Genomic DNA, 18667 nt, shown 5'->3' on the forward strand with positions numbered 1-18667 from the left:
GATTTACCGGCGGTTCAAATCTGGCCGCGCATCCCCTAGATGCAGTCTCGAATCTCCAAGGAACTGCAATGACTACCCATACCACACGCATGCTTATCCTCGGCTCGGGCCCCGCCGGGCTCTCCGCCGCGATCTATGGCGCGCGTGCCGGGATGGCGCCGATCGTGGTGCAGGGCATCCAGCCCGGCGGCCAGCTGACCACGACCACCGACGTCGAGAATTATCCCGGCTTCAAGGACGTGATCCAGGGGCCGTGGCTGATGGAGCAGATGCAGGCACAGGCCGAGCATGTCGGCACGCGGATGATGTGGGACACCGTCACGCAGGTCGACCTCACCAGCCGCCCGTTCCGCCTGATCGGCGACAGCGGCGACGTGTATGAGGGCGACACGCTGGTGATCGCGACCGGCGCGCAGGCCAAGTGGCTCGGGATCGACAGCGAGGAGCCGATGAAGGGCAAGGGCGTCAGCGCCTGCGCGACCTGCGACGGGTTTTTCTACCGCGGCAAGAAGGTCGCCGTCATCGGCGGCGGCAACACCGCGGTGGAGGAGGCGCTGTACCTCACCAACCATTCGCCCGACGTCACGCTGATCCACCGCCGCGATTCGCTCCGGTCGGAGAAGATCCTTCAGGAGCGCCTGTTCGCGCACAAGGGCGTGACGGTGCTCTGGAACAAGGAGGTTCGCGAGTTCGTCGACGGCGGCGGCAATGCGGGACTGGTCGCGCTGGAGCTCGAGGATACGGTGACCGGCGAGCGCTCGCGGCTCGCGGTCGATGGCGGGTTCGTGGCGATCGGGCATCACCCGGCAACCGAGCTGTTCCGCGGCCATATCGATCTCGATTCGGACGGGTATATCTCGGTCGAGACCGGTTCGACCCGGACCAGCGTCGAGGGCGTGTTCGCGTGTGGCGACGTCGCGGACAAGGTGTACCGGCAGGCGGTGACGGCGGCCGGGACGGGCTGCATGGCGGCGCTGGATGCCGAGCGGTTCTTAGCGGCGGCCGAGTTTGCGGAGCTGGCCGAAGCCGCGGAATAAACTCGCGGCCTTCGTAATCGTCATCGTCATCGTCTCATCATCCTGACGAAAGTCAGGATCCAGGTTTCCAAACGATAGCGGCTATGGCTCTGGTCCTGCGTTCATCAGGACCAGAGCAGCTACTCCTGCGCCATCCCGTCGACGATTGCGGCGTGGAGCGCTGCGGCGTTCGCCGCCCCGGCAAAGCTATGGGATGCCGTGTCGAACCGCTTCACTTTCACGCCACCGCGATACCGTGCGGCAAAGGCGATCGCGGTCGCGTCGCCCGTCGCAAGGACGATGGCGGCGTCGTCGTGCCAGCCGTCAAGTGCGGTCAAGACGTTGGTCGCTAGTGAAGCACGCTCTTCAGTCTGGGCAGTTGCAATCCTTCTTAAGCCTCTGAGAAATTTGGTAAAGTTGACCTGTCCTATCAGCGCACGTCGCCAGGTTGCGGGGTCGCGCAGCGCGCTGTGATAGCGGGCCCGGATCGCGGCGGCGGGCGGGAGGTCGTCGGTCGGTTGCACGACCCACGGATTGGCGACGATGATCCGGTCGATCCCCGCCGATCGTCCGAACAGCGCGAGCGTGCTGGCGGCGTCGCAATTGCCGAAGCCGACCAACCGGGTGACCTTCGGCGCCGCGCCGCGGAACGCGGCGACGGCTGCGATCAGGTCAGGTTCGGCGCTGAGGAAGCCGTTATTGTCGCCCGTCGAATCGCCGACGCCGCGGCGGTCGTAACGGAATACGGGTGTTCCAGCGGCGGCTAGCCGATGGGCCAGCATCGCCATGCCGCGGTGTGCGCCGCTGCGAATTTCGTTGCCGCCAGACACGATGAGCAGACCTGTCGACCCGTCCGCCTCGTCCAGCGTTGCGGCGAGGCTTTCGCCTTCGCAAGCGAACGCGATCAGCGTTCGCATGATGCAATCCAGTGTGAGATGTCGTCGGCAAGTATATGAGCTAGCACAGTATCATTGTCCGGCTCTGACCGGCGCCACAGGGGTGATGCAGCATATTTCACGTCTGCGTCGCGTGGGTCGGATTCGAGCCTGACAACGCGTATGGGGGCCTTTCCAGCATTGAGTGTGGCGTCGCGGAGGTCGGCCAGCATTTCGCGGGACAGCGTGTTGCCCGCATAGTCGGTGTCGCTAGCTCGAGCGGAGCGGGAGGCCACTCGCGCGCGGTCCAATTCACGCAACACGTCTTCGCCGGTTTGCGCGGATAGCTGCCATCGTCCGGCGAGGACCGAATCGGTATCGAAGAGCGCGCCGCTTCTTATCGAGATGCCGTAGGTATTCCGGCCAAGTTGCTGAGAAAGCTCGGTATAGGCTTTCCGCTGGTCGCGGGGTCGCGCTTCGCTGGTGACGACGATGCTCTCGCCGGTGCCGGGGAGATCGGGGAGCACGCTGCCAACCCCATGATCCGCAAGTTCGCGTAAAATCGTGACGAGGAACTGGCGGGTGCGGTTCGCTTCCTCGAATAGCGGGAGGGCGGCGATGACGATCGGGCCGGCATCGGGGCCGAACCGCAGCATCGCTTCGCGGCCGCCGCTCCAGTCATAGGTATCGAAGCGCAGGGCGGTCATCCCGGGTGAGGCTAGACCGCCCGTTAAAGCTAGACCAGTGCCTTGCTCGCGGCAAACTGGACGAGCGCGCCGAACGTCTCGAGCATCTCGCCGTCGATCTCGTCGTCCTCGATCAGGATGCCGAGCCGGTCTTCGAGTTCGGTCAGCACACTTGCCACCGCCATCGAATCGAGCTCAGGCAGCGCGCCGAACAGCGGTGTGTCGGCGGTGAACGCGGCGACGCGGTCCACGCTGAGACCGAGGATATCGGCGAGGACGGCGCGTACCGTCGTTTCGACTTGGGAAGTGCCTTCGAAGATCACGAGCATCGCCTGAACGGTTAGGAACCCGGCCCCGCTAGCGTGTGGGGGTGAATTCGGCAACGGGTTCGCGCTAAAGGGGGCTTGGCGCTATTAGGGCGTCATGATCGCGCTCGACCCCAAGCCGTACCCTATCGACCACATCGCGCTGCGTGGCGCGCCGGACGCCGTTGCACTGGTCGACAAGGCGGGCGCGATGACCTTTGCCGAGCTCGAGGCAGGCGTCGGTGCATTGGCGGGGTGGCTCGCTGCCCGGGGGCTGTCGGCCGGCGACCGCGTCGCGACGTGGCTACCGAAGACGCGCGTCGCCTGCTTGATGCCGCTCGCAGTGGCGCGAGCAGGTTTGGTGCATGTCCCGGTAAACCCACTGCTCCGGCGAGCGCAGGTCGCACATATCCTGGCAGACAGCGGCGCTCGCCTACTGGTGACCCAAAGCGCGCGGGCCGGGACGCTAGACGATGGCGACGTACCGGATGGCTGCGCGATCGTAGACGAGACGGAGCTACTCTCGTTCCCCCGCGAACGCGGGGGCCCAGGATTGCAGAGCGCGACGCCAGTGATTCCTGGCCTCCCGCCTTCGCGGGGGAACGGAATGATGGGTCCCTCCGACGCTGACCCCGATACCCTGGCCGCAATCCTCTACACGTCCGGCTCCACCGGCCGGCCGAAAGGCGTGATGCTAAGCCACGCAAACCTATGGCTCGGCGCGATCTCCGTCGCGCACTATCTCCAGTTGAAGCCCGAAGACCGCGTACTCGGCGTACTCCCCTTGTCGTTCGACTACGGCCAGAACCAATTATTCTCCACATGGGCAGCCGGCGCGTCGGTAGCGCCGCTCGACTACCTCGTCGCACGCGACGTGGTGAAGGCGGTCGAACGGGTCGAGGCGACGACGCTGGCAGGTGTGCCGCCCTTGTGGATTCAGCTACTGGAAGCGGAGTGGCCGGTAGAGACCGCCGCGCGGCTGAAGCGCCTGACTAACTCGGGCGGCGCACTGACGCCGCGGCTCGTGCGGAGCCTGCGGGAGCGGTTCCCGGCGGCGGAAGTGTACGCCATGTACGGGCTGACCGAGGCGTTCCGATCGACCTATCTCGACCCGGCGCTGATCGATACGCACCCCGACGCGATGGGGCTTGCGATCCCGTTTGCGGAGGTTTCGGTGGTAAAGCCCGACGGCACGCGCGCTGCGCCGGGCGAGGCGGGGGAACTCGTGCATGCCGGCCCGCTAGTCGCGCAAGGCTATTGGCAGGATGCGGAGCGGACGGCGCAGCGGTTCCGGCCGGCGCCCGATGGTAACGGCATGGCGGTCTGGTCGGGGGATACCGTCGTCGAGGGCGAGGATGGCTTGCTCCGATTCGTCGGCCGCGATGACGAGATGATCAAGAGCGCGGGCAACCGGATCAGCCCGCTGGAAGTCGAGGAGGCGGTGCTGGCAGGCGGCGAGGCGCGCGAGGCAGTCGCGGTCGGTGTGCCGGACGAGCGGCTGGGGCAGGCGATCGTCGTGATGCTGGCCGGGGATGCGGGTGCGGAGCCGGCGTTGCGGGCGCGATTGCGGACGGCTCTGCCGAGCTTCATGCGGCCGGGGATATACCTCTGGCGGGACGAATTACCGCGCAATGCCAATGGGAAGCTGGACAGGTCCGCCATTGCGTCGGAGGCAAAAGCTTGTTCTCCCGCGAAGGCGGGAGTCCAGTCTGGGCCCCCGCCTTCGCGGGGGAACACGGAAGGGAGCGCGTCATGAAACCGATGGGTGCCCTTCCTCCTGAGTTCTTGTATCAAGATGGCCCGCTGAAGATCGGCGGTCGGACGGCCGACAACTGGGCCGCGCACACTGGCGACACGCCGCTGTTCGTCTACGACATGGCGATCGTCGCTGCGCGCATCGCACGCTTCAGAGCAGCGATGCCGGCGATCGATCTCCATTACGCGATCAAGGCTAATCCACACGCCGACCTGCTGACCGCCATCGCGCCGCTGGTAGACGGGCTCGACGTCGCTTCCTCGGGCGAACTCGCGAAGGCTATGATTGTCAAACCGGCCGCGTCGATCAGTTTCGCCGGCCCCGGCAAGCGCAACGACGAACTCGCCGCCGCGATCACCGCCGGCGCCACGCTCAACGTCGAATCGGAAGGCGAGGCCACGCGGGCGTTCGCGATCGGCGACCGCCTCGGCCACACACCGCGCATGGCGGTCCGCGTAAACCCCGACATCGAGCTCCGCGGCTCGGGCATGCGAATGGGCGGTCGCGCGTCGCCCTTCGGGGTCGACGCGGTGCGGGCGGCCGCGCTCGTGAAAGCGATCGTCGCAGCGGGCGCGGACTGGCGCGGGTTCCACATCTACGCCGGCAGCCAGGCGCTCGATGCCGGTGCGATTGTCGAGACGCAGGCCGCGACGATCGCACTCGCGGCGCGATTGGCAGAGGAGGCGAGCGTCGCCCCCCCGCTCGTCAACCTCGGCGGCGGCTTCGGCGTGCCGTACTTCGCCGGCGACGCGGCGCTCGACGTCGAACGGGTCGGCGAGGCGCTGGCCGAAGCACTCGCATCCCGCCCCGCGATCCTCGCCGAAACCCGATTCGCGATCGAGCTCGGCCGCTGGCTCGTGGCCGAAGCAGGCGTCTACCTCACCCGCGTCATCGACATAAAGCAAAGCCAGGGCGAGACCTTCGTCGTCGTCGACGGCGGCCTCAACCACCAACTCGCCGCCAGCGGCAATTTCGGCACCGTCGTCCGCCGCAACTACCCGATCGCGATCGCCGCACGGATGGGCCACGCGCCGACCGGAACCGTCTCCGTCGTCGGTCCGCTCTGCACCCCGCTCGACCGGCTCGGCGACAAGGTCGCGCTACCCCCCGTCCATGTCGGTGACCTCATCGCGATCTTCATGGCCGGCGCCTACGGGGCGAGCGCCAGCCCGACTGCGTTTCTCGGGCATCCACCGGCGTCCGAGATCGTTACTGCTATATAAGGTGCAGTTGCAGTGCCTTGGCGGGGCATGGTTACGGGGCGCTCCTAACGCTATCTTCACCTGTTACTTGCATAGCGAAGGCTGAGTTAGCCGCCCGTCGGGCAACCGATGGACGGTGCGGCGCCAGGAGAAAGTTACCCATGCGTTCCGGATCTGTATCGAAATCCCTGCTGACCCTAGGCCTCGCCGCGACCACGCTCGGCGCCTGCACCACCGGCAGCACGCCGCCCGCACTGCCGCCCGCCTCGTTCGTCGCGAAGCAGGAATTGCCAGGCGAGGAATATGTGATCGGCCCGCTCGATCAGCTCAATATCTTCGTCTGGCGCAATCCCGAGCTGTCGTCGAAGGTTCAGGTGCGTCCCGACGGCCGGATCACGACGCCGCTGATCAACGACCTGCCCGCGGTCGGCAAGACTCCCGCGATGCTCAGCGACGACATCAAGAAGGCGCTCGGGGCCTATATCAAGGATCCGATCGTCTCGGTGATCGTCGAGAATTTCAGCGGCACCTACAGCCAGCAGGTCCGCATCGTCGGTGCGACCGAGAAGCCCGCGTCGATCCCGTACCGCGCCAACATGACTCTGCTCGATGCGATGATCGCGGTCGGCGGCCTCAGCCAGTATGCGGCGGGCAACAAGGCGCGGCTGGTGCGCTACGATCGAGCGACCGGCAAGCAGACCGAGTTCGGGTTGCAGATCAACAACCTGCTCAAGAAGGGCGATTCGTCGGCCAACGTCCGCCTCGCGCCGGGCGACGTGATCATCATCCCCGAATCGATGTTCTGAGGCGATCGGGATGAACGGGATCTACGACGAGGTACGGATCGCGCTCCATGCGATCTGGACGCGGCGTTGGCTGGCGCTGGCGGTGGCGTGGGGCGTGTGCGTGCTCGGCTGGCTGGTCGTGTCGCAGATCCCGAGCCGCTACGATTCGACCGCGCGCGTGTTCGTGCAGATGCAGACGATCCTGCCCTCGGGCATGGACGGCGTGCCGCAGGTCGCGCCGATGACGGTCGACACGATCCGCACGACGCTGATCTCCGCGGTGAACCTCGAAAAGGTTGTGCGCGGCACCGATCTCGCAAACACCGTGTCGAGCGACCGCGACGTCGCCGACCGCGTCGCGGCGCTGGCCCCGAACATCAAGATCGTGTCGCAACAGGATAATCTGTTCCAGATCACGACGAGCGCTGCGACCCCGAAGCTCGCACGCCAGATCACGCAGAAGCTGATCGACCTGTTCGTCGAGCAGAACCTCGCCGGCGATCGCTCGAAGACGACGCAGAGCCTGACCTTCCTCGATCAGCAGCTCGCCTCGCGCCAGAAGCAGCTCGCCGACGCCGAGGCCAAGCGCGCCGACTTCCAGAACCGCTATCTCGGCGCTCTCCCCGGCACGGGTTCGGTCAGCGACCGGATCAGCGCCGCGCGGTCGCAGATGTCGCAGGTCGATGGCGATCTCGCCGCCGCGCAGTCGAGCCTTGCCGCGGTCCAGGGCCAGATGGCCGGGACGCCGGCAACGGTCGCGGGGACGGGTGGCGTCGCTGGCGCTGCCGGGCCGGCGCGCGCACGGCTCCAGGCGATCCAGGGTCAGCTCGCCGATGCCCGCGCGCGCGGCTATACCGAGAACCATCCCGACGTGATCGCGCTGAAGAGCCAGCTCGCATCGGCCACTGCGGCCGCGCGCAGCGAGCCGCTGGCGGGCGGCAGTGCAGGGGGCAGCGCGCAGAACCCGCTCTACGCGTCGCTCCAGTCGATGGTCGCGGATCGCACCGCCACGGTCGCTTCGCTGCGGATGCGGCGCAGCCAGTTGCAGGGCGATCTCGACCTGCTCAATTCGAAGCTGTCGGGCGATCCCGAAGTCGCCGCCGAACAGGGCTCGATCGATCGCGACTATCAGGTGCTGAAGGACCAGTACGACGCGCTGCTCAAACAGCGCGAGCAGACCGCGATCGTGGGTCAAGCGCAGTCGCAGAGCGATCACGTGAAGTTCAGCGTGATCGATCCGCCGACCATGCCGAGCAAGCCGAGCGCGCCGAACAGATTGCTGCTACTCACGGGGGTTCTGATCGCGGGACTCGCGGCGGGAATCGGCGCGGCCTTCGCGATGGGGCAGCTGCGATCCACGTTCGCGACGACCGCGCGACTCGAAAAGGCGGCAGGGATGCCGGTGATCGGGTCGATCGGCGAAGTGGTGACGCGTGTGCAATCCGGCCAGCGTCGGCACAAGTTGAAGATGTTCCTGGGCGGTACGGCCGCACTGGGCGTCGCCTATGTCCTGTTGCTGGGGGTAGAGATCCTCCAGCGCGGGCTGGCGGCATAGGGGGATGACCGTGACGAAGCCTGATCGCGAACCCTCGCTGCTCGAACGAGCGGCCAAGGTGTATGATTTCAACGCGCACGTCCGTTTGCGCGGTACTGGCGCGCCGACTCCGCCGCAGGTCGACACGCGCCCGGTTGCGCCCCCGGTCGCGCGCGTGGTCCCCCCCGTCGTCGAGGTGCCGGAGACCGAGTCGCCGAAGCTTGAAACGCCGGTCGAAGAAACGCCTGTTGCGACGTCTGCTCCCGTATCCGAAGCCGAGCCGTCGCACGAATTCGTCGACCCCACCTTCCTAGCGATCCCGGAAGAACTCCGCGCACCGGTCGGTGACGAGCTTCCCGACGAATTCTACATGCCCGACGAAGCATCCGACACCGTGCGGATCGATCGCGGCATGCTGGCTGCGAACGGCATGATCGTCCCCGGTGCGCCCGTCGGCCCGCTTGCCGAGGAGTTCCGGCTGATCAAGCGGCAGTTGCTGATCACCGGCACGCGGATCGCGGAGAGCGGGAGCGCCGACAAGGCGCGCATGATCCTGGTCTGCTCGGCGCGCCCCGGCGACGGCAAGACGTTCTGCGCGATCAACCTCGCGCTCTCGATCGCCGCCGAGCGTGATACCGAAGTGCTGCTGGTCGATGCCGACGTCGCAAAGCCCGATGTCGTCGCGCAGCTTGGTCTCACCGATGGCCCCGGACTGCTCGATGCGCTGGGCGATACCCGGATCGACGTCGAGGATCTCGTCATCCAGACCGACGTGCCGCATCTCTCGATCCTGCCTGCCGGGTCGAAGACCAGCATGGATACCGAACTGCTCGCCAGCGCGCGGACCAAGTCGGTGATCGCGCGCCTGCTCGAGGCCAATCCGCGCCGCGTCGTGATCTTCGATTCGCCGCCTGCGCTGGCGGCGTCGCCGGCATCGGTGCTGGCGATGCGGGTAGGGCAGGTGATGCTCGTCGTCCGCGCAGACCACACCCCCGAGAACGAACTGCGGGCCGCGGTGAACCTGCTCGACGGGTGCGAGCATATCCAGCTCGTGCTGAATGCCGTGTCGTTCGTCCAGGGCGGTGCGCGGTTCGGCAGCTATTACGGGCACGCGTCGTGATGCGGACACTGCACACCAGGCGTATGGCCCGGAAGCTGGCGTTGATCGCCGGTGGTTGCGTGCTCGCCGCACTGCCCGCGACGCCGGTCGTCGCGCAGGCCGATCTGCCGACGCAACCCGCGCAATCGTCGCGCCGCGTCACGATCAATCCGTATGTCGAGGCAAACCAGACGCTGTCCGCCGATCTCAACGGCGGCGACGTGTTGACCTATACCAGTCTCGCCGCTGGCGTCGACGCGGCGGTCCAGACCCAGCGTATCTCGGGCCAAGTCAGCTATCGGTACGAGCATCGATTCGGCTGGGGCGATCATCTCGGCGACGATGATATCCATTCGGGCCTCGCGCGCGTCGATGCGCGCGTCACGCCGAACCTCACGCTGGAGGCTGCCGGTATCGCCACCCGGTCGCGCTCCGATATTCGCGGCGCGGCGCCGGGCATCCTCGTGGGCAATGTCAGCAACGTCAGCCAGATCTATTCGGTCTATGCCGGCCCCAGCTTTACCAGCAACGCTGGCCCGGTGACGCTGAACGCGAACTACAGGCTCGGCTATACCAAGGTCGATACGCCGACGTTCGGCGATGCGGGCCTGGGTGGGCAGCGGCTCGATTATTACGACGATTCGATCGGCAACACCGTGACCGCCAGCGCCTCGGTGCGCCCCGGTGCGATTGCTCCGTTCGGGCTCACGGTCAGCGGTGCTTACGACCGCGAGACCGCCAGCCAGTTGAAGCAGCGTTACGAGGGCTATTACGGCCGCGGCGACATACTCCAGCCAATCTCGCCCTATGTCGCGCTCACCGCCGGCGTCGGTTACGAGAAGATCGAGACGAGCCAGAAGGATCCGGTCGTCGACGCGACCGGCACGCCCGTGCTCGATCGCGACGGTCGCTTCGTCACCAACGAGGCATCGCCGCGCCGCGTCGCCTATCGCACCGACGGCATCTATTACGACGCCGGCGTCGTCTGGCGGCCCAATCGCCGGACCTCGGTGGAGGGGCATGTCGGGCGCCGCTACGGATCGCTCAGCTACACCGGCACCGCGACCTATCAGGCATCGGACTCCGTCGGCCTCGCGGTCAACGTGTATGACGGCGTGCAGACTTTCGGCCGTCAGCTCCGGACCGGTATCGGCAATTTGCCGACCAGCTTCCTGAGCGGCAACCAGCAGGGTTTCGGGCAGCAATTCAATGGCTGCGTGTTCGGCTCCACCGGTGCGCAACCGGGCGGCTGCCTCAACGACGTTTTCCAGTCGATCTCGACCGCCAGCTACCGCGCACGCGGGATCGACGGCGTGATCTCTGCGACGCGCGGGCGCTCCACCTGGGGCGCGGGCATCGGCTACGCCAATCGCAAGCTCTATGCGCCGCGGCTCGCGCCCGGCTTGGTCGTCGCGGGTCTCGATGATGAAAGCTATTACGGCCAGCTATTCTACACGCGCAGGCTGACCCCGGTTTCCGGCGTCAACGCCGACCTGTTCGTCAATTATTACGACAGCGGCGTCGACGACATCACCGGCGATACCGGCGTGTGGTCTTACGGCGGGACGGGGACATATTTTCATAATTTCGGGCGTCTCGGCACCACCGCGTCGCTCGGGCTTTACAGCTTCAAGGTCGGCGACCTCGACAGCGACTGGTCGGCGCAGGCGCTGATCGGTGCGCGGTACCAGTTCTGAAGGCGAGCAGCTTATGTACGATGAACATTATGGACTGACGGGTCGGCCTTTCCAGCTCACCCCCGATCCCAAATTCTGGTTCGAGACCGCCACCCACCGCAAGGCGATGGCGTATCTCGGCTATGGTTTGGCGCAGGGCGAGGGCTTCATCGTCATCACCGGCGATATCGGCGCGGGCAAGACGACGCTCGTCGGTCACCTGATGGACACGATCGACCTTCAGCGACTGAACGCCATCAAGCTCGTCTCGACCGCGATCGAGGCGGACGACCTGCTGCGGATCGTCGCCACCGACCTGCACGTCGATCCCGCCGGGCTGAGCAAGGCCGAACTGCTCACCGCGATCGAGCGCGGGCTGCACGCGGTCGCGCGCACCGGCAAGCGGACGCTGCTGATCGTCGACGAGGCGCAGGCCTTGCCCGTCGATGCGCTCGAAGAACTGCGGATGCTGTCGAACTTCCAGGCCGGCGGCCATGCGCTGTTGCAGATCGTCCTGCTCGGCCAGCCCGAGTTCCGCGATCGGCTCCACGGCTCGGAGCGTCTCGAACAGCTCCGCCAGCGCGTAATCGCGATCCACCATCTCGATCCGATGGAGGAGCATGAGGTTTCCGACTATCTCGCGCACCGCCTGACGGTGGTCGGCTGGACGGGTAACCCCGATTTTACCGAGGACGCGTTCGCGGCGTTCTTCACCGGGTCGGCGGGGGTGCCGCGTCGTTTGAACCAGCTTGCCGGGCGCGTGATGCTCCATGCGGCGATCGACGACCTCACGGTGATCGACGGCGATACGGTGCGGGCGGTGCAACGTGACCTTGAAGGCGACCTGCCGATGATTGCGCAGGATCGGGGAAAAGGTGCGCATAACGCGCACGAACCGCGCGAACCCGTGTCCACGCCGCGTGCTGACACGCCGAGCACCGATCCTGCGGTCGAGGAGCGGCTCGCTGAACTCGAGGCGCGGGTGGACATGCAGGACAAGGCGCTACGTCGCGTGCTGACGCTGCTGGTCGACTGGGTCGAGGGCGACGATACCAAGCCGGAATACGCGCCGATTCGTGGCGTGGCCGCCTGGCATGATGCTGCCTGACATGCCTGTTCTCAACGGCATGTCGGTCGATGTTGAGGACTGGTTCCAGGTCGGCGCGTTCGAAAAGGTGATCGACAAGGCCGACTGGGACTCGCTGCAGCCGCGCGTCGAGGCCAACACCGACGCGGTCCTGGCCCTATTTGCCGAGCGCGACACGAAGGCAACGTTCTTCACTTTAGGCTGGGTAGCCCACCGCTACCCCGCCCTGATCCGCCGCATCGTCAACGCCGGACATGAGGTTGCCAGTCACGGCTGGGACCACCAACGCGTCTTCACGATGACGCCGGACGTGTTTCGCGCCGACCTCACACGTGCTCGGACGGCGATCGAGGATGCGGCGGGGTCGAAGGTCACCGGCTATCGCGCACCGAGCTTCTCGATCGACCAGCGCACGCCTTGGGCGCACGTCGAACTTGCCGAGGCGGGCTATGCCTATTCCTCCAGCGTCGCGCCGGTGAAGCACGACCATTACGGCTGGCTCGATGCGCCGCGCTACGGGTTCAAGCCACTCGCCGACAGCGCGTTGATCGAGGTTCCGGTGACGGTGGCCAAGTTCGGCGAGCGCAAGCTGGCGACCGGGGGCGGATTCTTTCGGCTGCTCCCGGCGGCGATCACCGATCTCGCGGTGCGCCAGGTCAATCGCGAGGACCGTCCGGCGATGTTCTACTTCCACCCGTGGGAGATCGATCCGTCGCAGCCGCGAGTCGATGCGGCACCGATGCGGTCGAAGATCCGCCATTACTCGCGACTCGGCGCGATGGCCGGCAAGCTCCGGGGTTTGCTCGGGCGCCACGAATGGGGCCGTGTCGATACGGTCGTCGCACGCGAAGCGGCGCGGCTGGCGTGACCGCGCCGATGCCCGTCGGCGTGCGTGAAGTCGACCTTCGAGATCCGGCCGAGTTTGCGCGGATCACGGCGTTCGTCGAGGCCAGCGACGGCGCCACGCCGTTCCACCTCCCGGCCTGGAGCCTCGCGGTGCAGGATGGTTGCGGGCAGCGCGCGCACTATCTGGTGTCGGAGAGCGGAGGCGCAATCGACGGTGTGTTGCCGTTGACCGAGATGCGATCGCCGCTGTTCGGGCGTGCGCTGGTATCGACCGGGTTCGGTGTCGATGGCGGCGTCTTGGGTGACGCGGTCGAACCGCTGTCGGCGGGCGCTTGGAACCTTGCGCTGCGGATCGGCTGCCCTTCGGTAGAGCTACGCGGAGGCCCTGCGCCGAGCGGATGGGATAGCGATGATACGAGCTATCTCGGCTTCGTTCGCGAGCTAGCCGCGGATGACGATGCAGAACTGCTCGCGATCCCCCGGAAGCAGCGTGCTGAAGTCCGCCGCGCGCTCGGCTTCGATCTTGAGATCGTCATCGGTAACGATCGGAAACTGCTAGCCGAGCACTACCGGGTTTATGCGGAGTCGGTTCGCAATCTCGGCACGCCGGTCTTTCCCGCCAAGCTTTTTCGTAGCGTTGCGAGCGTGATGGACGCCGATGTTCTTACCGTTCGACACAAAGGCCGCGCGGTCGCGAGCGTCCTGAGCCTGTATTTCAACGGCACCGTCTATCCCTATTGGGGCGGCGGGACCGATGCCGCGCGAGGACTGCGCGCCAACGACCGGATGTATTTCGCGTTGATGGCGCACGCCCGCGCGCGCGGGTGCACGCGGTTCGATTTCGGCCGGTCGAAGACCGGCACCGGGGCGGCGGCGTTCAAGAAGAACTGGGGTTTCGCGCCCGAACCGCGGCTCTACGCCAAGCGCAGCAACGGGCCGGCGCGCGAGGTGAACCCGCTGAACCCCAAATACGCGCTGATGGTGCGGACGTGGAAGAAGCTGCCGCTCTGGGCGGCGAATGCAGCAGGACCGTGGATTTCCCGAGGCCTGGGGTGAGCCTGCTCTTCCTCGCGCACCGCGTCCCGTTTCCGCCCGACCGCGGCGACAAGATCCGCAGTTTCCATATCCTCCAGTATCTGGCGACGCGAACGCCGGTGCATCTGGTGGCGTTCGCCGACGACGAAGCCGACTTAGATCCGCCTGCCGTATTCACCGATATGCTGGCGAGTTGCGCGATCTTGCCACGCCAGAAGTCTCAGAAACGTGCTGCGATTGAAGCGCTAGCGAGAGGTAAGCCCGTTTCGTTGACCGCATTTGCGAGCGCGGCGATGCAGGATGCCGTCGATCGTGTCTTGCCCGACGTAAGCGCAGTTTACTGCTTCTCCGGCCAGATGGCACAGTATCTGCCGGTTGGCGGTTCGCCGGTCGTGATGGATTTCGTCGATGTCGATTCCGTGAAGTTCGCTGGTTTTGCTGACGACGCGCGGGGCCCGATGCGTTGGATGATGCGCCGCGAGGCTCGGCTGCTTGGGGCGTTCGAGCGTAAGGTGGCGGGCAGGGTATCGGCTAGCCTGTTCGTCAGCGACGCTGAAGCCGCGTTGTTCCGGGAGAGTGGGGCAACCGGGCGGATCATCGCGGTCGAGAACGGCATCGATTCGGCGAAGTTCGATCCGGCGGCCAACTTCGCCTGCCAATCTTCTCCCCTCCCTGAAAGGGAGGGGCCGGGGGTGGGTCGGCTTCCCCAGGCGCAACCGGGCGTAACCCAAGCAGGCCGACCCACCCCCAACCTCTCCCTTCCAGGGAGGGGGGCAGAAGCGTTGATCGTCTTCACCGGCCAGATGGACTATCGCCCCAACATCGACGCGGTGACGTGGTTCGCACGCGACATCCTCCCGCTCGTCCGCGAGCGCCACCCCGCTCACTTCGCGATAGTCGGTCGCGCGCCGACCGCCGCCGTTCAGGCGCTCGCAAGCAACCAGGTCACCGTCACTGGCGCAGTCGACGACGTCCGAGGCTGGGTCGCCGCCGCAGACGTCTGCGTCGCCCCGCTGAAACTCGCGCGCGGGATCCAGAACAAGGTGCTCGAGGCGATGGCGATGGCCCGCCCCGTCGTTGCCTCCGCCGACGCGGCCGAGGGCATCGATCATGCCGGCACGATCCGCGTCGCCACGACCGCACAGGAGTTCTCGGACCGCATCTGCAACCTGCTCGAAGCCCCCGACACGGCAGCTACGCTGGGCCAGTCCGCCCGCGCGCAGGTCATCCGCCGCTATGGCTGGAACGCCCGCCTCGCGCCGCTGGACGCGCTGCTCGGCCTTAAGGCATGACCGTTTGGCGTCGCCACGGTATCGCGCTCGCATTCGTCGCGGCGCTGATACTCCTGACATTCCGAAGCGACGTCGCCGATCTCGCGCATATCTGGTGGACGAGCACCACCTTCGGCCACTGCCTCTTCATCGGCCCCGTGATCGCGTGGTTGGTCTGGCAACGCCGCGGCGAACTGGCGCAACTGACCCCGACCGGCTGGTGGCCTGGCCTCGCACTCGTCGCGATCGGCGGGTTCGGCTGGCTGATGGGCGATGCAGCCTCGGTCGGGTTCGCGCGCCAGCTGGGGCTCATCATGATGCTGCAAGGCGCGGTCGTGACGATCCTCGGCCCCAACGTCGCGCGCGGGCTGCTCTTCCCGCTCGCCTACGCGTTTTTCTTCGTACCGTTCGGCGGAGGTCTCGAACCGCCGCTGCAGACCGTCACGGTCGCGATCGTCATGCCGCTGCTCCATTTGGTCGGCGTGCCAGCAGTGGTCGACGGAGTGCTGATCCACGCCGGCCGCTATTATTTCGAGGTCGCGGAGGCGTGTTCGGGCGCGAAGTTCGTCATTGCAATGGTCGCGTTCGGGGTGCTCGTCGCCAACCTCTGCTTCGTGTCGTGGAGGCGGCGCGCGGTGTTCCTCGTCGTGTCCGTCGTCGTGCCGGTCATCGCCAATGGCTTCCGCGCGTTCGGGACAATCTGGGCGGCGGACCTCACTTCGGTCGAGGCGGCCACCGGGATCGATCATATCGTCTATGGCTGGGTGTTCTTCGCGCTGGTCATGGCGGGCGTGATGTCGATCGGCTGGCGCTGGTTCGACCGCGTACCCGATGATCCCGCGTTCGTTCCGACGAAGCTGCAGGCGACCCCACGCAACCGGACCGATCTCGCCGTTGCGGCAGCGTTGGTCTTAGCCACGTTCGCAGTGTTCCCAGCCTGGAGCGCGGCAATCGCCAGGCGCGCACAGCCACTTCCCGCGCATATCGACCTGCCCGAGATCGCCGGCTGGCACCTCGTCCCCGTCAGTACGCGCGCGCCGTGGACGCCCTATTACCCCGGCGCGGACCATTATCTGTTCGGCCGCTACGCCGATGCAGCTGGCGCGCAGGTCGACATGAGCATCGCGGTGTTCGGCAGCCAGCACGAGGGCAAGGAACTGATCGCCTACGGTACCGGCGTCCTGCGGGAGGAAGATCGCTGGGTCCGCGTCGCCGATTTGGCCGATATAGCAGGGGGAAGCGTCATGCGCATCACGGCGCCGGGACCCGTAGAGCGGATCGTCGCGACGTGGTACCGGGTCGGCGACACGACCACGCAGGACGACACGCTGGTGAAGATCGAGACGATGAAAGCGCGGTTGCTCGGGGGGCCGCAACGCGCGGTGGCGATCCACCTGTCGGTCGAGGGCGCCGATGCGCGTCCGATCGCGCGCTTCCTGGCCGCGCTCGGGCCGATCGCGCCGGTCGCCGATCACGCCGCGGGGATGCGCTAGATGTGCGGCATCGCCGGGGTCTTCCACCCCGGCACGCCCAAGCCGGTCGACCCGAACCGCGTGCACGCGATGATCGCCGCGCTGTCGCATCGCGGCCCCGACGGCGACGGCATCTGGACTGCGCCCGGCGTTGGTCTGGGGCATCGCCGCCTGTCGATCATCGACCTCGAAGGCTCGCCGCAGCCGATGTCGGACGGCACGCTCACGATCACCTACAACGGCGAGGTCTATAACTTCGCCGAACTGCGCGACGAACTGACCGCCAAGGGTGCGATCTTCCGGACGTCCGGCGACACCGAAGTCCTGCTGCACGCGTGGCGCGCCTGGGGACCGTCGATGCTCGACCGGCTGAACGGCATGTTCGCGTTCGCGATCCACGACACCGCCGCGCACACGCTGTTCCTCGCGCGCGACCGGATGGGCGTGAAACCGCTCCATTATGTTGAACTGGCCGACGGGTCGCTGGCGTTCGCGTCCGAACTGAAGGGCCTGCTCGCACATCCGCAACTCCGGCGGGTGCCCGATCTCGGCGCGGTCGAGGATTACCTGGCATTCGGGTACGTCCCCGACGATTCCTGCATGCTCGCGGGCGTGAAGAAGCTTGCGGCCGGGCATTTCCTGCTGGTCGAGCGCGGTAAGTCTGTACCGCAGCCGCGCAGATGGTGGGACGTCGACTTCTCGAACCGCGCGACTGGTTCCGCCAAAGCGCTGGGCGAGGAACTGGTCGATCGGATGCGCGCGGGCGTCCGCTCGCGAATGGTCGCGGATGTGCCGCTGGGTGCGTTCCTGTCGGGCGGCGTGGACAGCTCGGCCGTGGTCGCGCTGATGGCGGAGGCCAGCCCGAAGGCGGTCCGCACCTGCACGATCGGGTTCGACGAGGCTGGGCATGACGAGCGCAGCTATGCCGACACCGTCGCGCGGCGTTTTGCGACCGATCACCGCGAGCGCGTCGTCCAGTCTGGTGATTTCGGGCTGATCGATACGCTGGTTGCCAGCTTCGACGAGCCCTTTGCCGATGCCTCCGCGCTCGCCACCTACCAGGTCTGCGCGCTTGCCCGTGAAAGCGTCACCGTCGCGCTGTCCGGGGACGGTGCAGACGAAGCACTCGCCGGATACCGCCGCTACAAGTTCCAGTCGGTCGAGGAGCGAGTCCGCGGCTTGCTGCCGTCGCATCTTCGGGCCGATGTGTTCGGGACGCTCGGCCGCTGGTATCCGAAGGCCGACTGGGCACCGCGGCCATTACGGGCGAAGTCGACGTTGCTCGCGCTCGCGCAGGGTGGCGGCGAGGCCTATGCCCGCTCGGTCGGCGTCACCACGCCCGAACTTCGCGCGCAGCTGTTTAACGCCGTCGCTCGGGCGAAGCTCGGCGGGTACCGGGCCGAAGACCGCTATGTCGCGACGATGGCGAACGCGCCGGCGCGCGATGCGATCGACCGCGCGCAATATGCCGACATCAAGCATTGGCTGCCCGGCGATATCCTGACCAAGGTCGACCGGACCAGCATGGCGGTCGGTCTTGAAGCGCGCGAACCGTTGCTCGATCACCGCCTGGTCGAGTTCTGCGCGACGCTGCCGGCGAACATGCGGTTGCGGCACGGCGAGGGCAAATGGCTGATGAAGAAGGCGATGGAGCCGTACCTGCCGCGCGAGATTCTGTATCGGCAGAAGATGGGCTTCGTGACGCCGATCAGCGCGTGGTTCCGTGGTGCGCTGGCGGGGGAAGCGTCGGCGCTCGCCAAGTCGCGCACGCTCGGCGAGACGGGGTGGTTCGACATGGCGACGCTCGCGCGGATCGCGGACGAGCACCGGATGGGGCGTGCCGAGCATGGGCGGACGCTCTGGCAGTTCGTGATGCTCGAGCGGTCTATGAAGCGGATGTTCGGGTAGGGGCGACTGCGAATCCTCCCCCGCCAGGGGGAGGTGGCTGGCACTTGCCAGACGGAGGGGGAGGTACGCGAAACGCTCGTTCCTTGTCCGCCCCCTCCGTCACCTTCGGTGCCA

The 18667-nt window shown here is 66.7% G+C and carries 16 protein-coding genes; 13 read left to right on the forward strand and 3 right to left on the reverse strand.

What is annotated here, in order from left to right; translation table 11 throughout:
* The first annotated feature begins 68 nt into the window (after nucleotides 1-68).
* A complete protein-coding gene (trxB, locus tag C8J42_RS07180) occupies nucleotides 69-1037 on the forward strand; it encodes a thioredoxin-disulfide reductase (RefSeq protein WP_056058078.1) in 969 nt (322 codons plus the stop codon).
* A gap of 119 nt (nucleotides 1038-1156) precedes the next feature.
* Here the strand turns inward: trxB and C8J42_RS07185 are convergent, their stop codons facing one another.
* The 3 genes from C8J42_RS07185 to C8J42_RS07195 are packed head-to-tail and all read right to left on the reverse strand — an operon-like array spanning nucleotide 1157 to nucleotide 2906.
* Nucleotides 1157-1933: a hydrolase 1, exosortase A system-associated gene (locus tag C8J42_RS07185; RefSeq protein WP_133019467.1), complete on the reverse strand. Its 777-nt coding sequence runs from the start codon at nucleotides 1931-1933 to the stop codon at nucleotides 1157-1159.
* A complete protein-coding gene (locus C8J42_RS07190; RefSeq protein ID WP_133019468.1) occupies nucleotides 1921-2598 on the reverse strand; it encodes a hypothetical protein in 678 nt (225 codons plus the stop codon). Before C8J42_RS07190 ends, C8J42_RS07185 begins: the two co-directional genes overlap by 13 nt.
* 29 nt (nucleotides 2599-2627) lie before the next feature.
* Nucleotides 2628-2906 carry an acyl carrier protein gene (locus C8J42_RS07195; protein WP_120300009.1) on the reverse strand — a complete coding sequence of 93 codons (279 nt, stop codon included), beginning with the start codon at nucleotides 2904-2906 and terminating at the stop codon, nucleotides 2628-2630.
* Between the two features lie 94 nt (nucleotides 2907-3000).
* Between C8J42_RS07195 and C8J42_RS07200 the strand changes: the two genes are divergently transcribed.
* The 12 genes from C8J42_RS07200 (at nucleotide 3001) to C8J42_RS07255 (ending at nucleotide 18553) form a co-directional block, all read left to right on the forward strand.
* A complete protein-coding gene (locus C8J42_RS07200; protein WP_207897082.1) occupies nucleotides 3001-4638 on the forward strand; it encodes an acyl-CoA ligase (AMP-forming), exosortase A system-associated in 1638 nt (545 codons plus the stop codon).
* Nucleotides 4635-5861, forward strand: a complete 1227-nt coding sequence (locus C8J42_RS07205) for a pyridoxal-dependent decarboxylase, exosortase A system-associated (RefSeq protein ID WP_133019469.1) — start codon at nucleotides 4635-4637, stop codon at nucleotides 5859-5861. The genes C8J42_RS07200 and C8J42_RS07205 overlap by 4 nt, the downstream gene beginning before the upstream one ends.
* Nucleotides 5862-6001: 140 nt before the next feature.
* Complete coding sequence (locus C8J42_RS07210) at nucleotides 6002-6646, forward strand: XrtA/PEP-CTERM system exopolysaccharide export protein (protein ID WP_056058093.1); 645 nt, start codon at nucleotides 6002-6004, stop codon at nucleotides 6644-6646.
* Nucleotides 6647-6656: 10 nt separating this feature from the next.
* Nucleotides 6657-8180: an XrtA system polysaccharide chain length determinant gene (locus C8J42_RS07215; protein WP_056058096.1), complete on the forward strand. Its 1524-nt coding sequence runs from the start codon at nucleotides 6657-6659 to the stop codon at nucleotides 8178-8180.
* A 4-nt stretch (nucleotides 8181-8184) separates the two neighbouring features.
* Complete coding sequence (locus C8J42_RS07220) at nucleotides 8185-9279, forward strand: AAA family ATPase (protein ID WP_133019470.1); 1095 nt, start codon at nucleotides 8185-8187, stop codon at nucleotides 9277-9279.
* Nucleotides 9280-9302: 23 nt separating this feature from the next.
* Nucleotides 9303-10955 carry a hypothetical protein gene (locus C8J42_RS07225; protein WP_243644167.1) on the forward strand — a complete coding sequence of 551 codons (1653 nt, stop codon included), beginning with the start codon at nucleotides 9303-9305 and terminating at the stop codon, nucleotides 10953-10955.
* A gap of 13 nt (nucleotides 10956-10968) precedes the next feature.
* Nucleotides 10969-12042 (forward strand): AAA family ATPase, encoded by a 1074-nt coding sequence (locus tag C8J42_RS07230; protein WP_133019471.1) that lies wholly within the window; start codon nucleotides 10969-10971, stop codon nucleotides 12040-12042.
* A complete protein-coding gene (locus tag C8J42_RS07235) occupies nucleotides 12029-12889 on the forward strand; it encodes an XrtA system polysaccharide deacetylase (RefSeq protein WP_243644169.1) in 861 nt (286 codons plus the stop codon). The genes C8J42_RS07230 and C8J42_RS07235 overlap by 14 nt, the downstream gene beginning before the upstream one ends.
* Nucleotides 12886-13923, forward strand: a complete 1038-nt coding sequence (locus C8J42_RS07240; RefSeq protein WP_133019472.1) for a FemAB family XrtA/PEP-CTERM system-associated protein — start codon at nucleotides 12886-12888, stop codon at nucleotides 13921-13923. Before C8J42_RS07235 ends, C8J42_RS07240 begins: the two co-directional genes overlap by 4 nt.
* The gene (locus tag C8J42_RS07245) at nucleotides 13920-15194 is read left to right on the forward strand and encodes a glycosyltransferase (protein WP_243644170.1); all 1275 of its coding nucleotides are present in this window, start codon (nucleotides 13920-13922) and stop codon (nucleotides 15192-15194) included. The genes C8J42_RS07240 and C8J42_RS07245 overlap by 4 nt, the downstream gene beginning before the upstream one ends.
* Nucleotides 15191-16666 (forward strand): exosortase A, encoded by a 1476-nt coding sequence (xrtA, locus tag C8J42_RS07250; protein ID WP_133019473.1) that lies wholly within the window; start codon nucleotides 15191-15193, stop codon nucleotides 16664-16666. Before C8J42_RS07245 ends, xrtA begins: the two co-directional genes overlap by 4 nt.
* Entirely contained in the window at nucleotides 16667-18553 is a 1887-nt protein-coding gene (locus C8J42_RS07255) for an XrtA/PEP-CTERM system amidotransferase (RefSeq protein ID WP_133019474.1), read from the forward strand.
* Nucleotides 18554-18667: the final 114 nt, after the last annotated feature.

It is taken from the genome of Sphingomonas sp. PP-CE-1A-559, from assembly GCF_004340965.1.
Taxonomy (GTDB): Bacteria; Pseudomonadota; Alphaproteobacteria; order Sphingomonadales; family Sphingomonadaceae; genus Sphingomonas.